Consider the following 15945-nt stretch of genomic DNA (forward strand, 5'->3'; position numbering starts at 1 on the left):
AATAACGCATGGTTCACTAACGCGCAGGGCGAGTTTTGGTTTACTGCATTTGCCAACTGGAATAACTGAATGAAATGGAGTGTTGCCTTGTGGCAATCAAGAACTGGCTCCGCAGGTGAGAGGGCAGGCCGGAAGGTGCAGGCGAAATGCGAGAATCATGCGGGCAGGCTGGGGGTGGATATGAACGATATTGTCGCAGACTGTCCCGTTGCCGTGGCAATGCGGCCGGAAAAAACGCGCACGCCGTCGTGACCTGAAGCTTTGGGCAGATCAGCCGTTCGCATCATGCGGGAAAGATCACCCCCGCGTAGTCGGAAGTGAAATTGCCGGTACACCGTTTGCGGCGCTCTTGCGTTATCGGAGGGCCGCTGCCCGATCGATACCCACGAGGCGGCGCAGTTCGTGGATTTGCAGCAGGGGACGCTGCGCTATAATCGCGCGCTGCCCGCTGGCACATCCTTGCAGGCATCAAGACAACAGGTCCGGCGAGACCTGCACCTCCTAAAACAATAGCCAAACTGCTCACTTCGGGCCTCAACGCTGCCGTTACATGACTACTGACTCAATACCTTCCGCGACCGCCAGCCTGCCCGAGCGCTGGCAAACGGAAACCGCTGCCCGCCTGGTCCAGGGTGAATCCGTGCTGGCCTGGCTGGAACTGGACCTGGACGCCCAGCTGCAATTCAACGCTTCGCTGGTGCTGGCCACCGACCGCCGCCTGCTGGCGCTGGCCCCGGACCGCCAGCAATGGCAGGAGTGGGCCTATCGGCCCGACCTGCAACTGAAGCATGTCGACCACGCCGGTGTGGGTACCCTGGAGCTGTGCGACGCTGCCAGCCGGCTGGCCGCCTGGCGTTACACCTTGGCCCAGAATCCGCAGGCGCTGCGCCTGATCAAGCTGTTCGAGCAGCAGCGCGACCTGCTGGCCTCGGGCGTGCAGGCCGAAGAGGAGGGCGACGTCTGCCCGACCTGCAAGGCCGTGCTGCCGGAAGGACAGGAAACCTGTGCCATCTGTCCGGAAACCAAGGAGGCGCCGCCGTCGACCTGGGCGCTGTTCCGCCTGTCGCGCTTTGCCAAGCCCTACAAGGGCTCGCTGCTGCTGGGCTTCCTGCTGACGCTGGCCTCCACCGCCGCCACGCTGGTGCCGCCCTACATGACCATGCCGCTGATGGACAACGTGCTGATCCCGTTCCAGAACGGCACTCCCATTGACACCCACCTGGCCACGCTTTACCTGTCGGGCCTGCTGGGCGCGGCGGTGCTGGCCTGGGGACTGGGCTGGGCGCGCACCTACATCCTGGCGCTGGTGTCCGAGCGCATCGGCGCAGACCTGCGCACGACCACCTACGCGCACCTGCTGCGGCTGTCGCAGGAGTATTTCGGCGGCAAGCGCACCGGCGACCTGATGGCGCGCATCGGCTCGGAAACCGACCGCATCTGCGTGTTCCTGTCGCTGCACCTGCTGGATTTCGCCATCGACGTGCTGATGATCATCATGACGGCGGCCATCCTCATTTCGATCAACCCTTGGCTGGCGCTGGTGACCTTGTTGCCGCTGCCGTTCATCGCCTGGATGATTCACGTGGTGCGCGATCGCCTGCGCCACGGTTTCGAGAAGATCGACCGCATCTGGTCGGAAGTGACCAATGTGCTGGCCGATACCATCCCCGGCATCCGCGTGGTGAAGGCGTTTGCGCAGGAGAAGCGCGAAGTGGCACGTTTCCGCGAAGCCAACCGTCACAACCTGATGGTCAATGACCGGGTCAACAAGATCTGGTCGCTCTTTACGCCCACGGTCACCTTCCTGACCGAAGTGGGCTTGCTGGTGGTGTGGGTGTTCGGGATCTGGCAGGTCTCCAGCAACCAGATCACGGTCGGTGTGCTGACTGCCTTCCTGGCCTACATCAGCCGCTTCTATACGCGCCTGGATTCGATGAGCCGCATCGTCTCGGTGACTCAAAAGGCCGCCGCCGGCGCCAAGCGCATCTTCGACATCCTGGACCACGTCTCCAGCGTGCCGGAACCGGCCAACCCGGTGCACCTGGAAAACGTCAAGGGGGCCATCGAAGTGCGCAACATCGGCTTCCGCTATGGCAACCGCGCGGTGATCCGCAACATGAGCCTGTCCATTGCGCCGGGCGAGATGATCGGCCTGGTCGGCCACAGCGGTTCGGGCAAGTCCACCATGGTGAACCTGATCTGCCGCTTCTACGATGTGTCCGAAGGGGCGATCCGCATCGATGGCGTGGACATCCGTTCGCTGCCCATCTCCGAATACCGCCGCAACATCGGCCTGGTGCTGCAGGAGCCCTTCCTGTTCTTCGGCACCATCGCCGAGAACATCGCCTACGGCAAGCCGGAAGCCACCCGCGAGGAAATCATCGCGGCGGCCCGTGCGGCCCACGCGCATGAGTTCATCCTGCGCCTGCCGCAAGGCTATGACTCGCTGGTCGGTGAGCGCGGCCAGGCCCTGTCGGGCGGTGAGCGCCAGCGCATCTCGATTGCGCGCGCGCTGCTGATCGATCCGCGCATCCTGATCCTGGATGAGGCCACTTCCTCGGTCGATACCACTACCGAAAAGGAAATCCAGAAGGCGCTGGACAACCTGGTCCAGGGCCGCACCACGATTGCCATCGCGCACCGTCTGTCGACCCTGCGCAAGGCTGATCGCCTGGTGGTACTGGATCGCGGCCAGGTGGTCGAAGTCGGCAACCACGAAGAACTGATGGCCCGGGAAGGGCATTACTACAAGCTCTACCAGGCCCAGGCGCGCAATCCTGAGGGCGATGCCGAGGTCTCGGTGAGCGAAGAAGAGAAGGGCGAATAAGCCATGAGCACCACGAACAATTCTGCCCAAAGCTTCACCCTGGAACGCAATGCTTTCGGACGTCTGGTCTTGACCGACGCCCAGGGCGGCCTGCACGAGCACGTGATTCCGGTACGTGCATTTCCGGTCACATCGCCCGATCGCGGCCTGTCTCTGGTCAGCAGCGACGGCCACGAGCTGGCCTGGATCGATACCCTGGAGGAAGTGGATGCGCCCACGCGCCGCCTGATTGAGGAAGAACTGGCCAGCCGCGAGTTCATGCCGGAGATCCAGCGCATCGTCAGCGTGTCGACCTTCGCCACGCCCAGCGACTGGACCGTGCAGACCACGCGCGGTACCACCACCTTCACGCTCAAGGGCGAGGAAGACATCCGCCGCCTGGCCGCGCCGGCGCTGCTGATCGCCGATAGCCACGGCATCCAGTTCCTGATCCGCGACCAGAAAGCACTGGACAAGCACAGCCGCAAGATCCTGGATCGTTTCCTCTGATCCGTTTCAGTGCTGCAAAAAAGAACGGCCCTGATGATGAATCAGGGCCGTTCTTGTATGGAGCGGGCTGAGGCTCAGAACTTCTCATCCGGCCGCAGGTAGCGCCACTGGCCGGTCGGCAGTTCGCCCAGCTTGACGCCGCCGATACGCACGCGCTTCAAGCCGATCACCTTCAGGCCGACCATGTCGCACATGCGGCGAATCTGGCGCTTCTTGCCTTCGCGCAGGGTGAAGCGCAGCTGATCCTCGTTCTGCCAGACCACCTTGGCCGGGCGCAGCGGCTTGCCATCCATGATGAGGCCGTGGTTCAGGCGCTTGAGATCGGATTCGGGCAGCTTGCCGGGGCGGGTGTATTGCACGCGCACCAAGTATTCCTTGTCGACCGCCGAATCCTCGCCGATCAACTGCTTGGCGATGCGGCCATCCTGGGTCAGCACCAGCAGGCCCACCGAATCGATGTCCAGCCGTCCGGCCGGCACCAAGCTCTTCAGCTGGCGCGGGTGGAAGCGCGTCTCGGTCTGGTCTTCAGCCCAGCGCGATTGTTCATTGACCAGCACCATGGCCGGCTTGTAGCCATCCTCGGCCTGGCCGCTGACGTAGCCCATGGGCTTGTTGATCAGGATGGTCACGCGCTGGGCCTGCTCGGCGCAGGCCTGGCGTTCCACGGTGACCTTCTGGTGCGGCAGCACCTTGCTGCCCAGCACCGACACCACCTGGCCATCCACGCGCACCCAGCCTTTTTCTATCCATTCGTCGGCTTCGCGGCGCGAGCACAGGCCGAGTTCGGACATGCGTTTGGAAAGTCGTACAGGTTCAGTCATGGGGATTGCCTTGCGAAAAACGGAGGCCGGCCAGCGGCGAGGGTGAGATTGTACGGCCAGCCGCGCCGCCGCGCCAGACTGGGGCGGCAGCGCGGACAGGGTGATGCGGGTCAGATGCGCAGGGTCTGCAGCAGTTCGGTTTCCAGCATGATCTGGTTGCGCGGCTGGGACAGGCCGGGGCCGTCGATCAGGAAGACGTCTTCCACGCGCTCGCCCAGGGTCATGACCTTGGCGGTATGCAGGTTGATGCGGTACTTGGCCAGCACGTTGGAGATCGAATACAGCAGCCCGGCGCGGTCATTGGCCGAGACCGACAGCAGGTAGTACTGGCCGCGCTCATCCGGGCGCAAATCCACCGACGGATTGACCGGGAAGGTGCGCGACAGGCGCGACAGGCGAGCCTTGGAAGGAGCCGGCAGCGGGGCGTCGGACTGCAGCAGGGCCCCCAGTTCGTGCTCGATCAGGTTGATGATGTCGCGGTAGTTCTTGGCGAACACCGGGGCATTGATCAGGAAGGCGTCCAGCGCGTAATCGTTGCGGGTCGTGTGGATCTTGGCGTCGAAGATGCTGAAGCTTTTTTCGTCGAAATAGCTGCAGATGCGCGCAAACAGGTCAGGGCGGTCGGGCGTGTAGACCGCCACCTGAACGCCTTCGCCAATGGGCGCCAGGCGGCAGCGCACCAGCGGTACGCCGGTATCGACCTTGTCGTAGAAGCAGCGCGTCTGCCAGGCGATGTCGGAGGCGTCGTGGCGCAGGAAGTAGGCCACGTCCAGCTGCTTCCACAGCGCTTCGTGGGCGTCGGCCGGCAGGCCGTACAGGCGCAGGGTCTTGATGGCTTCCTGCTGGGTATTCTTCAGTTCGCGGTCGGCCGAGGGCGCTTCGCCGCCCAGCACGCGCAGGGTCATGCGGTACAGGTCTTCCAGCAGCTTGCCCTTCCAGGCGTTCCAGACCTTGGGGCTGGTGCCGCGGATGTCGGCCACCGTCAGCAGGTAGAGCGCGGTCAGGTGGCGTTCGTCCTTGACCAGCTGGGCGAAGGCGGTGATGACGTCGGGGTCCGACATGTCCTGCTTCTGTGCCACGTGCGACATGGCCAGATGCTGCTCCACCAGGAACACGATCAGCTCGGTATTGTCCGGCGAGATGCCGTGCTGCTCGCAGAAGGCGCGCGCATCGTCCATGCCCAGCTTGGAGTGGTCGCCGCCCCGGCCCTTGGCGATGTCGTGGAACAGCGCCGCGATGTACAGCACCCAGGGCTGGCCGAAGTTGGCCATGAGCTGGCTGCAGAAGGGATATTCATGCGCATGTTCGCTCATCGTGAAGCGGCGTACGTTGCGCACCACCATCAGGATGTGCTGGTCCACCGTGTAGACATGGAACAGGTCATGCTGCATCTGGCCGACGATCTGGCGGAAGTTCGGCAGGTAGCGTCCCAGCACGCTGGTGCTGTTCATCCCGCGCAGGGCGTGGGTGATGCCGCGCTTGCTCTGGATGATCTGCATGAACAGGCGATGATTCTCCGGATTGGCGCGGAAGGCATTGTCGATCTTGAAGCGCGCATGCCATAGCGCACGCAGGGTGCGCGCCGACATGTCCTTCAGTTCCGGATGCTCGGAAAGCACCAGGAAGACTTCCAGCATGGCCGAAGGCGTCTCTTCGAAGACCCTGTCATGGGCGATGTCGACGAAGCCGTTGACCTCGTTGAAGCGCTCGTTGAGCGGGCGCGGAACCGCCTGCTGCGGGAACAGATGGGCTTCGATGTTCTGCAGCAGGATGGTGTTGAGCTGCGTGACCGCCTTGGCTGCCCAGTAATAGCGCTGCATCAGGTATTCGCTGGCGCGGCGGGTATCGGTGGTCTTGAAGCCGAAGGTCTCGGCGAGCTGGGTCTGGATGTCGAAGACCAGCCGGTCTTCGCGGCGGTCGGTCAGGATGTGCAGGCGGATGCGAATGTCCTTGAAGGCGCGTTCCTTCTGGCGCAGCTGGCGCGCCTCGGTGGAGGTCAGCATGCCGTGTTCGGCCAGCTCGCCCCAGGAGTTGCCCAGGCCCGCCGCCTTGGCCACCCACAGGATCACCTGCAGGTCGCGCAGGCCGCCGGGGCTTTCCTTGCAGTTGGGTTCGAGGCTGTAGGGCGTATCTTCATATTTGATGTGGCGCTGGCGCATTTCCAGGGTCTTGGCCTGGAAGAAGGCCAGCGGCTCCAGCGCCGCATGGTAGCGCTCCTGCAATTTCTTGAAGAGGGCGCGGTTGCCGGTCACCAGGCGGGCTTCCAGGAGGCTGGTCTGCACCGTGATGTCGGCAGCCGATTCATCCAGGCATTCGTCGATGGTGCGGATGCTGTGGCCGATTTCCAGGCCGATGTCCCAGAACAGCTGCACCAGGGATTCCAGCTTTTCCTTCTTGGCGGCATCCGGGGCCTGGTCCAGCAGGATCAGCACATCCACATCCGAATGCGGGAACAGCTCGCCCCGGCCATAGCCGCCCACGGCCACCAGGGCGGCATTGCCGGACATGCCCAGTTCTTCCCAGGCAGTGGTGAGGGCTTCGTCCACGTTGCGGCGCAACTGGGCCAGCAACTGCTCGGTCTTGTGGTTGGACTGGAACACCTCGATGGCTTGCTGGCGCGCGGCCTTGAGCTGTTTCTTGAGCGTGATGGCGAGTGTGGGCATCGTGGTCGGCAATTAAGGCAAGCAGGGCGGCGGGGCGGCGCCTATATGAACAAAGCCGCATCCCCATGCGGCTTTGCGCTCGAAGCAGGTTTCGTGCCGGAAACTGTGTGCAGGGTGGAGGGGCACATGGTTCCAGCCGCCAGGGTCACGCCGGGGTGGCGACCTGGTTCTGGATGAAGGCCGGCGGTGCCGGCATGCCGGGCGACACCGTCAGCACTTCGAAGCCGGTCTCGGTGACCAGCACGGTGTGTTCCCATTGGGCTGACAGGCTGCGGTCCTTGGTCTTGATGGTCCAGCCGTCGCCCATTTCGCGGATCTCGCGGCGGCCGGCGTTGATCATCGGTTCCACGGTGAAGATCATGCCGGCTTCCAGCTTCTCCAGCGTACCGGGGCGGCCGTAGTGCAGGACTTGCGGTTCTTCATGGAAGACCTTGCCGATGCCGTGGCCGCAGAACTCGCGCACCACGCTGTAGCCGGCCTTTTCGGCGTGCTGCTGGATGACGTGGCCGATGTCGCCCAAATGTGCGCCCGGCTTGATCTTGGAGATGCCCAGCCACATGCATTCATAGGTGATCTCGGTCAGGCGGCGTGCCAGGATGGACGGCTCGCCCAGGAAGAACATGCGGCTGGTGTCGCCGTGGTAGCCATTCTTGATGATGGTGACGTCGATGTTGAGCACGTCGCCGTTCTTCATCACCTTGTCGCCGGGGATGCCGTGGCAGATCACGTCATTCAGGGAGGTGCAGATGGCCTTGGGGTAGGGCGTGTAGCCCGGCGGGCAGTAGTTCAGCGGGGCCGGGATGCTGCCTTGCACGTTGGTCATGTACTCGTGGCAGAGGCGGTCGATCTCGCCGGTGGTCACGCCCGGCTTCACGAAGGGGGTGATGTAGTCCAGTACCTCGGCGGCCAGGCGGCCGGCCACGCGCATGCCTTCGATGTCTTCGGCGGTCTTGATGGTGATGTTGCCCATGATGAATCGCAATTCGCTAGAAAATCGTCAAGACGGGATTATAGACGACGGGGGTGCTTTCTGTTTTGCCGGCTCCGGCCGACAAGCCGGGGACGGCGTTTGGCTGCGTTCCTTATCTTCATGTGCTACTTGAACAAAAGTGATGGGTCGAGTAGAATGCCGGGCTGATCTGAAAACCACAGGTCAGTTGTCGAATGCGGTGTGCGGAATGATTCTTCATGTCTGTTTGGCAATAAGTGTCGTAAATTATTTTTTGAAACGCGAATCCGTTCGCTAAAAGGGTGTCCGGCTGCATGAGCCGGATGACCGAGCGGATTCCAGACCTAACCCTGGAGAAATTCATGTCCGTTACCATGCGCGAAATGCTGGAAGCCGGTGTCCACTTCGGTCACCAAACCCGCTTCTGGAACCCCAAGATGGCCCCCTTCATTTTCGGTCATCGCAACAAGATTCACATCGTCAACCTGGAAAAGACCCTGGGCATGTACCAGGAAGCCGTCAAGTACGTGCGCCAGCTGTCGGCCAACCGTGGCACCATCCTGTTCGTTGGTACCAAGCGTCAAGCCCGCGACATCCTGTCCGCTGAAGCGCAACGCGCTGGCGTGCCCTACGTTGACCAGCGCTGGCTGGGCGGCATGCTGACCAACTTCAAGACCATCAAGACCTCGATCAAGCGCCTGAAGGACATGGAAGCTGCCATCGAAGACGGTTCGGTCGAGAAGCTGTCGAAGAAGGAAGCCCTGCTGTTCACCCGTGAACAGGAAAAGCTGCAAAAGGCCATCGGCGGCATCAAGGACATGGGCGGCATTCCTGACGCCATCTTCGTCATCGACGTCGGCTACCACAAGGGCGCCATCACCGAAGCCGCCAAGCTGGGCATTCCGGTCATCGGCGTGGTCGATACCAACCACTCGCCCGAAGGCGTCACCTACGTGATCCCGGGTAACGACGACTCCGCCAAGGCGATCGCTCTGTACGCTCGCGGCATGGCTGACGCCGTGCTGGAAGGCCGCGCCAACGCCGTCAACGACGTCGTCGAAGCAGTCAAGGGCGATGAATTCGTCGAGGTCGAGCAGGCTTGATTCTGCTCTTCCGGTAGTACGGTAGTCCAAAAAGGGGTGACAGCGGGTAGTGACGCAGTGGCCCCTTTTTTTTGATTCAATTTTCGAGTTTCAGGCATGCCGCAAGCGCGGGATGCCTCCAAGTCAGGAGAAAAGTATGGCGGCAATTACCGCAGCAATGGTGGGCGATCTGCGTGCGAAGACCGACGCGCCGATGATGGAATGCAAGAAGGCGCTGACCGAAGCCGATGGCGACATGGCCAAGGCCGAAGAGATTCTGCGCGTCAAGCTGGGCAGCAAGGCTTCCAAGGCCTCTTCCCGCATCACCGCAGAAGGCGTGATCTCGGCCTACATCGCTGGCAACGTCGGCGCGCTGGTCGAAGTGAACTGTGAAACCGACTTCGTGACCAAGAACGACGAGTTCATCGGTCTGGTCGAAGCTGCTGCCAAGCTGGTGGTCGAACAGAATCCGGCTGACGTGGCTGCCCTGGGCGCCTGCAAGCTGGCCGACGGCAAGACCCTGGAAGAACTGCGCACCGAACTGATCGGCCGCATCGGCGAGAACATGTCGTTCCGTCGCTTCCAGCGCTTCGAAACCGCCGGCAAGCTGGCTGCCTACCTGCACGGCACCCGCATCGGCGTGATCGTCGAGTTCGACGGCGCTGAAGAGCAAGTCGGCAAGGACGTGGCCATGCACATCGCTGCCATGAAGCCGGTCGCCCTGTCGGCCGAGCAAGTGCCGGCCGACCTGATCGAGAAGGAACGCTCGGTCGCCGCCCTGAAGGCTGCCGAATCCGGCAAGCCGGCTGACATCGTCGCCAAGATGGTGGACGGTTCGGTGCAGAAGTACCTGAAGGAAGTGTCGCTGTTCAACCAGGCTTTCGTGAAGAACGACAAGCAAAGCGTCGAACAGATGCTGAAGGCGGCCAATACCACCGTCAAGTCGTTCGCCATGTACGTGGTCGGCGAAGGCATCGAGAAGAAGCAAGACGACTTCGCTGCCGAAGTGGCAGCGCAAGTGGCTGCAGCGAAACAAGCTCAGTAAGCGTCGCAGGAAAAACGGGCCGAGAGGCCCGTTTTTTTAAGCCGGATTCCGGGAACTTTCGGAGTCGCCCGCGTCTACAGTCAGGGTCGTCCGTCGGATGAATGATGACGCGCAGGGCAGGCCGCCTGGCAACGGCAATATGGGTAGCAAAAGCAATACTGGCAGCACACGGCAAGACAGAATAGGGCGCAGCAGTACATCCCCTCATGCGTTCGGACCTGCCCCTGATGACGAAAAAGCGCCATTTCGTCGGGTGACAGCGAGTGCCGGCGCGTCAATACGTAATTCAACCTCGGACAGAACACGGAGCCCTGCAATGACAACACCAGCCTACAAGCGCGTACTCCTCAAACTCTCCGGCGAAGCACTGATGGGCGACGACGCCTACGGTATCAATCGCGCGACCATCGAACGCATGGTCGCGGATGTAGCAGAAATCAGCAAACTGGGCGTGGAACTGGCCATCGTGATCGGTGGCGGCAACATCTTCCGCGGCGTCGCGCCGGGCGCCCAGGGCATGGATCGTGCAACCGCCGACTACATGGGCATGCTGGCCACCGTCATGAACTCGCTGGCCCTGGCTGATGCCATGCGCCAGGCCGGCCTGACGGCCCGCGTGATGTCGGCCATCGGCATCGAGCAGGTAGTCGAGCCCTATGTGCGCCCCAAGGCGCTGCAATACCTCGAAGAAGGCAAGATCGTGGTGTTCGCCGCCGGTACCGGCAACCCCTTCTTCACCACCGATACCGCCGCCGCCCTGCGTGGCTCGGAAATCGGTGCCCAGATCGTGCTGAAGGCCACCAAGGTGGATGGTGTCTACACCGCCGACCCCAAGAAGGATCCGGCCGCCACCCGCTACCAGTCGATCTCCTTCGATGAAGCCATCGCCAAGCACCTGCAGGTGATGGATGCCACCGCCTTTGCGCTGTGCCGCGACCAGAAGCTGCCGATCAAGGTGTTTTCCATCGTCAAGCCGGGCGCGCTCAAGAGCGTGGTCATGGGTGACGATGAAGGCACCCTGGTCCACGTCTGATTGATATTGCAGTGCAGAAACCGGCCGCAGGCCGGGATTCCCGTTTACAATGCCCGTCTTTCAGGCATTTGCCATCAAGACAAGCCAAGTTATTGCACCAAAGTTAGGAGAGCAGCATGAGTGTCGCTGACGTCAAGAAAAATACCGAGCAGAAGATGGCCAAGTCCATCGAAACCCTGAAGGCCAACCTGGCCAAGGTCCGTACCGGCCGCGCCCACACCGGCCTGCTGGACCAGGTCATGGTTGAATACTATGGTTCGCCGACAGGCCTGTCGCAAGTCGCCAACCTGACCCTGATCGATGCGCGCACCATCGGTGTGCAGCCGTTCGAGAAGAAGATGGCCGCCGTCATCGAGAAGGCCATCCGTGAAGCCGACCTGGGCCTGAACCCGGCCACCCACGGCGACCTGATCCGTGTGCCGATGCCTGCGCTGACCGAAGAGCGCCGCAAGGAAATGGTCAAGCTGGTCAAGAGTGAAGCCGAAGATGCCAAGATCGCCGTGCGCAACATCCGCCGCGAAGGCAATGAAGGCCTGAAGAAGCTGGTCAAGGACAAGATCGCCTCGGAAGATGAAGAGCGCCGCGGCCAGGACGAGATCCAGAAGCTGACCGACAAGTTCGTGGCTGACATCGACAAGATGGTCACCGACAAGGAAAAGGAAGTGATGACGGTGTAAGCCGTCCTGCAGGTCTCACGCGCGGCTGCCATGGCGGCCGCGCTGCACGAACAAGTCCAAGACAGCAAAAGTGCAGGCGGGAAGTGAGAGCGGCAATGGGGGGAGGGGGCTGGCCGGTTTGTCAAAGCGGCGCGTGCCCGTTACCATGTTGCGCTTCACCATCCGGCGCACGGAAAAGTAATAAATCATTTACATGAAGCATCAAAGCTCAACTCTGGCGGTTCCGGAGACTTCCGCGGTTCCGCGCCATGTTGCCATCATCATGGACGGCAACGGTCGTTGGGCGACCAAACGTTTCCTGCCGCGTGTGGCGGGGCATGCCAAGGGCGTGGATGCAGTGCGCTCCATTGTCGAGGCCTGCGCCGAGCGCGGTATCGAATTCCTTACCCTGTTTGCCTTCAGTTCCGAAAACTGGCGTCGCCCTGCCGACGAAGTGTCGGTGCTGATGCGTCTGTTCATGACGGTGCTGGAGCGTGAAGTCGGCAAGATGGCCAACAATGGCATCCGCCTGCGCATCGTCGGCGACATGAGTCGCTTCGATCCGAAATTGCAGGAGATGGCGGCCAAGGCCGAGGCACAGACCGCCGGCAACAGTCGCCTGACGCTGACCGTCTGCGCCAACTATGGCGGGCGTTGGGATGTCATGCAGGCCGTTTCCAAAATGGTCAAGGACAAGCCGGGCGCGACCGACTACACCGAAGAAGAACTGGCCCCGTATCTGGCCATGGCGTATGCCCCCGAGCCCGATCTGTTCATCCGTACCGGCGGTGAACAGCGCATCTCCAATTTCCTGTTGTGGCAGCTGGCGTACAGCGAGCTGTACTTCACCGAAACCTTTTGGCCCGATTTCGACGACAAGGCGCTGGATCAGGCGATCGGCTCCTACCAACAACGCGAGCGCCGCTTCGGGCGCACCAGTGCCCAGGTACTGGACCAGAAAAAGGCTTCCTGATGCTCAAGACGCGTGTCATCACGGCGTTGATCCTGCTGGCAATCCTGTTGCCCATCCTGTATTTCGGTTATTTCCCGGCCTTTGCCATGGCGGTGCTGGTGTTCTTCGCCGCCGGTTCGTGGGAATGCTTCCGTCTCTTCAAGAGCCCGCGTCCCACCTTGTGGGCTGCCGTGTGGACGTTGGTCTTCAGCGTCATCCTGTTCTTCTCCGGCTTGCCCAGCGTGCGCGCCCTGTATGTGCTCTGCGTGCTGTTGTGGGCCTTGCGCTTCGTGCCCGCGCTTGGCCTGGGCCTGCCTCGGATCGAAGCTTTCGGCAATCGGCTGCTCAACGGCACCTACATGCTGTCCATCCTCGGCTGCTTCGTTGCCATCGTGGACCTGTTCCAGCATTCGCCGCTGTATCTGCTGTCGGTGATGGCCGTGGTGTGGGTGGCTGACATTGGTGCCTATTTCTCTGGCAAGGGCTTCGGACGCCACAAGCTGGCTCCCACCATTTCCCCGGGCAAGTCCTGGGAGGGTGCCATCGGCGGCTGGCTGGCGGTGCTGGTGATTTCGGCGGCAGTGGCCATGTCCATGAGTGGTGGCGAGACCTTCCAGTATCACCTGTTCAATCGCTGGGGCTGGGGCGGCTTTGTCGGCGTGCTCAGCCTCATGGTGGTGGCCAGCGTGGTCGGTGACCTGTTCGAGTCGCAACTGAAGCGCCGCGCCGGCATGAAGGACAGCAGCAACCTGCTGCCCGGCCACGGCGGCGTGCTCGACCGCATCGATGCGCTCATCCCGGTGCTGCCGCTGGCAGCGCTGGTCGATCTCTGGCTGGCGGCTGCCTGAGCCGCCGCTTTCCTTCTGGAAATTTCATGCAGTCCATCAGCATTCTCGGTGCCACCGGTTCCATCGGCGTGTCCACGCTGGACGTGGTGGCCCGTCATCCCGACCGCTATCGCGTCTTTGCGCTGAGCGCCCATTCCCGTGTTGCCGAACTGGCCGAGCAATGCCAGCGCTTCAGTCCGCAAGTGGCCGTGGTCGGTTCCGCCGAAGCGGCCGCGCAGTTGCAAACCTTGTTGCGCGCAGCCGGGCTGTCCACCGAAGTGGCCTACGGTCCGCAAGCCTTGTGCGACATCGCGTCGGCCGACGGCTGCGACATGGTCATGGCGGCCATCGTCGGTGCCGCAGGACTGGCCTCCACGCTGGCCGCCGCACGTGCCGGCAAGAAGATCCTGCTGGCCAACAAGGAAGCCTTGGTGATCTCCGGCCAGCTGCTGATGGATGCGGTGCAGGCACATGGTGCCAGCCTGCTGCCCATCGATAGCGAACACAATGCCATCTTCCAGTGCCTGCCCGCCGGCTACACCCGTTCGATGACGGCGCATGGTGTCGAGAAAATCCTCCTGACGGCCTCTGGCGGTCCGTTCCTCCATCGGGATGTGAATACGCTGGATCAAGTCACCGTGGAAGAAGCCGTGGCCCATCCCAAGTGGGTGATGGGGCGCAAGATCTCGGTGGATTCCGCCACCATGATGAACAAGGGCCTGGAAGTGATCGAAGCGCACTGGCTCTTCGGCGCGCCGGCGGACAAGATCGAGGTGGTGATCCACCCGCAGAGCGTGATTCATTCCATGGTCTCGTATGCCGATGGCTCTGTGCTGGCGCAGTTGGGCAACCCCGACATGCGCACGCCCATTGCCAATGCGCTGGCCTATCCGGAGCGTATCGCCTCGGGCGTGGCAGCGCTGGATCTGGCGCAGATCGCGCAATTGTCCTTCTTGCCGCCTGACTATCAGCGCTTCCCCTGCCTGAAACTGGCGTATGATGCGCTGCGGGCCGGCGGTACGCTGGCGGCGATCCTCAACGCCGCCAACGAAGTCGCCGTGCAAGCCTTCCTCGATGGTCGCATCGGCTTCGGGAAGATCGCCCCCCTGATCCAAGAGGTCATGTCCGCCATCCCCAACCGGCAAGCCGATGACATCACGGCGCTGCTGGAGCAGGACCGGCAGGCGCGTGACCACGCCGAGGCCCTGATTTCACGATGAACCTGCTGCATACCCTGATCGCTTTCTTCGTTGCCCTGGGCACCCTGGTGGTAGTCCACGAGCTGGGGCATTACCTGGTGGCGCGCTGGTGCGGTGTGAAGGTATTGCGCTTCTCGGTCGGCATGGGCCGGGTGATCTGGTCGCGCCGCTTCGGCCGCGACCAGACCGAATGGGCGTTGTCGGTGCTGCCCTTGGGCGGCTATGTGAAGATGCTGGACGCGCGCGAACAGCCGCTGGAAGACATTCCGGAAGCCGATCTCAAGCGCGAATTCACGCGCCAATCCGTCTGGCGTCGCATCGCCATCGTGGCGGCCGGGCCGATCGCCAATTTCCTGCTGGCCATTCTCCTCTTTGCTGGTCTCTACATGCACGGCGTGCCGGAGCCGGTGCCCGTGCTGCGTGCAGCGACCGCGCAGTCGGCCGCCTACCAGGCCGGCTTGCGCGCCGGTGACCGCATCACGGCCATCAATGGCGCGCCGGTGCAGGTCTGGTCCGAAGTACGCTGGAAACTGATGCAACTGGTGCTGGAAAAGGCCGATGCCCGCATCGACGTCGAACGTCCCAACCCTAATGGCAGCGGCAAGCTGCTCAACTCGGTCACGCTGCGTCTGGGCGGCATCGACAGCAATGAGCTGGAAGGCGACTTCCTCGGCAAGCTCGGCCTGTCGCTGGCACGTCCGCCTGCCGTGCTGGGCAAGATCATGGAGGGTCCGGCCAAGATGGCAGGCCTGGAAAGCGGCGACCGCATCACCGCCATCGATGGCGTGCCGGTCCAGGATGGCCTGGCCTTCGTGGAAAAAGTGCGCGAATCCGCCGGCAAGCCTCTGCTGCTGCAGGGCGTGCGCGGCACGGCGCCGATCGAGGTGCGCGTCACGCCGGAGTCGGTGGAAGAGGGTGAAAGCGGCAAGCGCATCGGCCGCATCAAGGTCGAAGTGCCGCTGGCACCGGAGATGGCCACCGTCAGCGATGGCCCGTTGACGGCCGTGGCCAAGGGCGCGCAGCGCACCTGGGATACCAGCGTGATGACCATCAAGATGATCGGCAAGATGATCATCGGGCAGGTCTCGCTGAAGAACATTACCGGCCCCATCACCATCGCCGACTATGCCGGACAGACCGCCCGCGTGGGCCTGGTGAGCTACCTCAGCTTCCTGGCCTTCATCAGTATCAGCCTGGGAGTGATGAATCTGTTGCCAATCCCGGTTTTAGACGGCGGTCATTTGCTGTATTATGCGCTGGAGATTTTGACAGGGCGGCCCGTTTCCGAGCGGTTTGGGGAAATCGCGCAGCGCGCCGGCCTGGGATTACTGATGGCGCTGATGCTCGTTGCCGCTTTCAACGATATCGTGCGACTGATGTTCCAAGGATGAATCCGGCCTGA

General features: G+C 62.4%; 13 protein-coding genes. 10 read left to right on the forward strand and 3 right to left on the reverse strand.

Going from position 1 to position 15945, the window contains the following annotated elements; translation table 11 throughout:
- Positions 1-550: 550 nt before the first annotated feature.
- Together J2X56_RS01590 and J2X56_RS01595 are read left to right on the forward strand one after the other, a co-directional pair.
- Positions 551-2827 (forward strand): ABC transporter ATP-binding protein, encoded by a 2277-nt coding sequence (locus tag J2X56_RS01590; protein ID WP_121039973.1) that lies wholly within the window; start codon positions 551-553, stop codon positions 2825-2827.
- Positions 2828-2830: 3 nt separating this feature from the next.
- A complete protein-coding gene (locus tag J2X56_RS01595; RefSeq protein ID WP_121039976.1) occupies positions 2831-3316 on the forward strand; it encodes a DUF1854 domain-containing protein in 486 nt (161 codons plus the stop codon).
- 74 nt (positions 3317-3390) lie between these two features.
- On the opposite strand, the gene J2X56_RS01600 is transcribed toward J2X56_RS01595, so the two are convergent.
- The 3 genes from J2X56_RS01600 to map all read right to left on the reverse strand — a co-directional run bounded on the left by J2X56_RS01600 (position 3391) and on the right by map (position 7770).
- Positions 3391-4137 carry a pseudouridine synthase gene (locus J2X56_RS01600; RefSeq protein WP_310157664.1) on the reverse strand — a complete coding sequence of 249 codons (747 nt, stop codon included), beginning with the start codon at positions 4135-4137 and terminating at the stop codon, positions 3391-3393.
- A 110-nt stretch (positions 4138-4247) separates the two neighbouring features.
- Complete coding sequence (locus J2X56_RS01605) at positions 4248-6800, reverse strand: [protein-PII] uridylyltransferase (RefSeq protein WP_121039979.1); 2553 nt, start codon at positions 6798-6800, stop codon at positions 4248-4250.
- 145 nt (positions 6801-6945) lie between these two features.
- On the reverse strand, positions 6946-7770 hold the full coding sequence (gene map, locus J2X56_RS01610) for a type I methionyl aminopeptidase (RefSeq protein WP_121039982.1): 825 nt from the start codon (positions 7768-7770) through the stop codon (positions 6946-6948).
- 341 nt (positions 7771-8111) lie between these two features.
- Here map and rpsB point away from each other — a divergent pair, with 341 nt between their 5' ends.
- The 8 genes from rpsB to rseP all read left to right on the forward strand — a co-directional run bounded on the left by rpsB (position 8112) and on the right by rseP (position 15934).
- A complete protein-coding gene (gene rpsB, locus J2X56_RS01615) occupies positions 8112-8852 on the forward strand; it encodes a 30S ribosomal protein S2 (protein ID WP_039788284.1) in 741 nt (246 codons plus the stop codon).
- 136 nt (positions 8853-8988) lie between these two features.
- The gene (tsf, locus tag J2X56_RS01620; RefSeq protein WP_310157670.1) at positions 8989-9876 is read left to right on the forward strand and encodes a translation elongation factor Ts; all 888 of its coding nucleotides are present in this window, start codon (positions 8989-8991) and stop codon (positions 9874-9876) included.
- A gap of 316 nt (positions 9877-10192) precedes the next feature.
- Positions 10193-10909 carry a UMP kinase gene (gene pyrH / locus J2X56_RS01625; protein ID WP_006462540.1) on the forward strand — a complete coding sequence of 239 codons (717 nt, stop codon included), beginning with the start codon at positions 10193-10195 and terminating at the stop codon, positions 10907-10909.
- Between the two features lie 116 nt (positions 10910-11025).
- Positions 11026-11586, forward strand: a complete 561-nt coding sequence (frr, locus tag J2X56_RS01630; RefSeq protein ID WP_034332968.1) for a ribosome recycling factor — start codon at positions 11026-11028, stop codon at positions 11584-11586.
- Positions 11587-11779: 193 nt separating this feature from the next.
- A complete protein-coding gene (uppS, locus tag J2X56_RS01635; protein ID WP_083859609.1) occupies positions 11780-12538 on the forward strand; it encodes a polyprenyl diphosphate synthase in 759 nt (252 codons plus the stop codon).
- The gene (locus tag J2X56_RS01640; RefSeq protein WP_039788277.1) at positions 12538-13365 is read left to right on the forward strand and encodes a phosphatidate cytidylyltransferase; all 828 of its coding nucleotides are present in this window, start codon (positions 12538-12540) and stop codon (positions 13363-13365) included. Before uppS ends, J2X56_RS01640 begins: the two co-directional genes overlap by 1 nt.
- Positions 13366-13391: 26 nt before the next feature.
- A complete protein-coding gene (gene ispC / locus J2X56_RS01645) occupies positions 13392-14564 on the forward strand; it encodes a 1-deoxy-D-xylulose-5-phosphate reductoisomerase (RefSeq protein ID WP_310157680.1) in 1173 nt (390 codons plus the stop codon).
- Positions 14561-15934: an RIP metalloprotease RseP gene (rseP, locus tag J2X56_RS01650; protein WP_310157683.1), complete on the forward strand. Its 1374-nt coding sequence runs from the start codon at positions 14561-14563 to the stop codon at positions 15932-15934. The genes ispC and rseP overlap by 4 nt, the downstream gene beginning before the upstream one ends.
- The last annotated feature ends 11 nt before the right edge of the window (positions 15935-15945 follow it).

The organism is Herbaspirillum sp. 1173 (assembly GCF_031455335.1).
Lineage (GTDB): Bacteria > Pseudomonadota > Gammaproteobacteria > Burkholderiales > Burkholderiaceae_D > Herbaspirillum > Herbaspirillum huttiense.

What these genes read in the sequence shown, in the direction of transcription:
- J2X56_RS01590 (WP_121039973.1), top strand. Translation starts at nt 551, where the DNA reads ATGACTACTGACTCAATACCTTCCGCGACCGCCAGCCTGCCCGAGCGC.
- J2X56_RS01595 (WP_121039976.1), top strand. Translation starts at nt 2,831, where the DNA reads ATGAGCACCACGAACAATTCTGCCCAAAGCTTCACCCTGGAACGCAAT.
- J2X56_RS01600 (WP_310157664.1), bottom strand. Translation starts at nt 4,137, where the DNA reads ATGACTGAACCTGTACGACTTTCCAAACGCATGTCCGAACTCGGCCTG.
- J2X56_RS01605 (WP_121039979.1), bottom strand. Translation starts at nt 6,800, where the DNA reads ATGCCCACACTCGCCATCACGCTCAAGAAACAGCTCAAGGCCGCGCGC.
- map (WP_121039982.1), bottom strand. Translation starts at nt 7,770, where the DNA reads ATGGGCAACATCACCATCAAGACCGCCGAAGACATCGAAGGCATGCGC.
- rpsB (WP_039788284.1), top strand. Translation starts at nt 8,112, where the DNA reads ATGTCCGTTACCATGCGCGAAATGCTGGAAGCCGGTGTCCACTTCGGT.
- tsf (WP_310157670.1), top strand. Translation starts at nt 8,989, where the DNA reads ATGGCGGCAATTACCGCAGCAATGGTGGGCGATCTGCGTGCGAAGACC.
- pyrH (WP_006462540.1), top strand. Translation starts at nt 10,193, where the DNA reads ATGACAACACCAGCCTACAAGCGCGTACTCCTCAAACTCTCCGGCGAA.
- frr (WP_034332968.1), top strand. Translation starts at nt 11,026, where the DNA reads ATGAGTGTCGCTGACGTCAAGAAAAATACCGAGCAGAAGATGGCCAAG.
- uppS (WP_083859609.1), top strand. Translation starts at nt 11,780, where the DNA reads ATGAAGCATCAAAGCTCAACTCTGGCGGTTCCGGAGACTTCCGCGGTT.
- J2X56_RS01640 (WP_039788277.1), top strand. Translation starts at nt 12,538, where the DNA reads ATGCTCAAGACGCGTGTCATCACGGCGTTGATCCTGCTGGCAATCCTG.
- ispC (WP_310157680.1), top strand. Translation starts at nt 13,392, where the DNA reads ATGCAGTCCATCAGCATTCTCGGTGCCACCGGTTCCATCGGCGTGTCC.
- rseP (WP_310157683.1), top strand. Translation starts at nt 14,561, where the DNA reads ATGAACCTGCTGCATACCCTGATCGCTTTCTTCGTTGCCCTGGGCACC.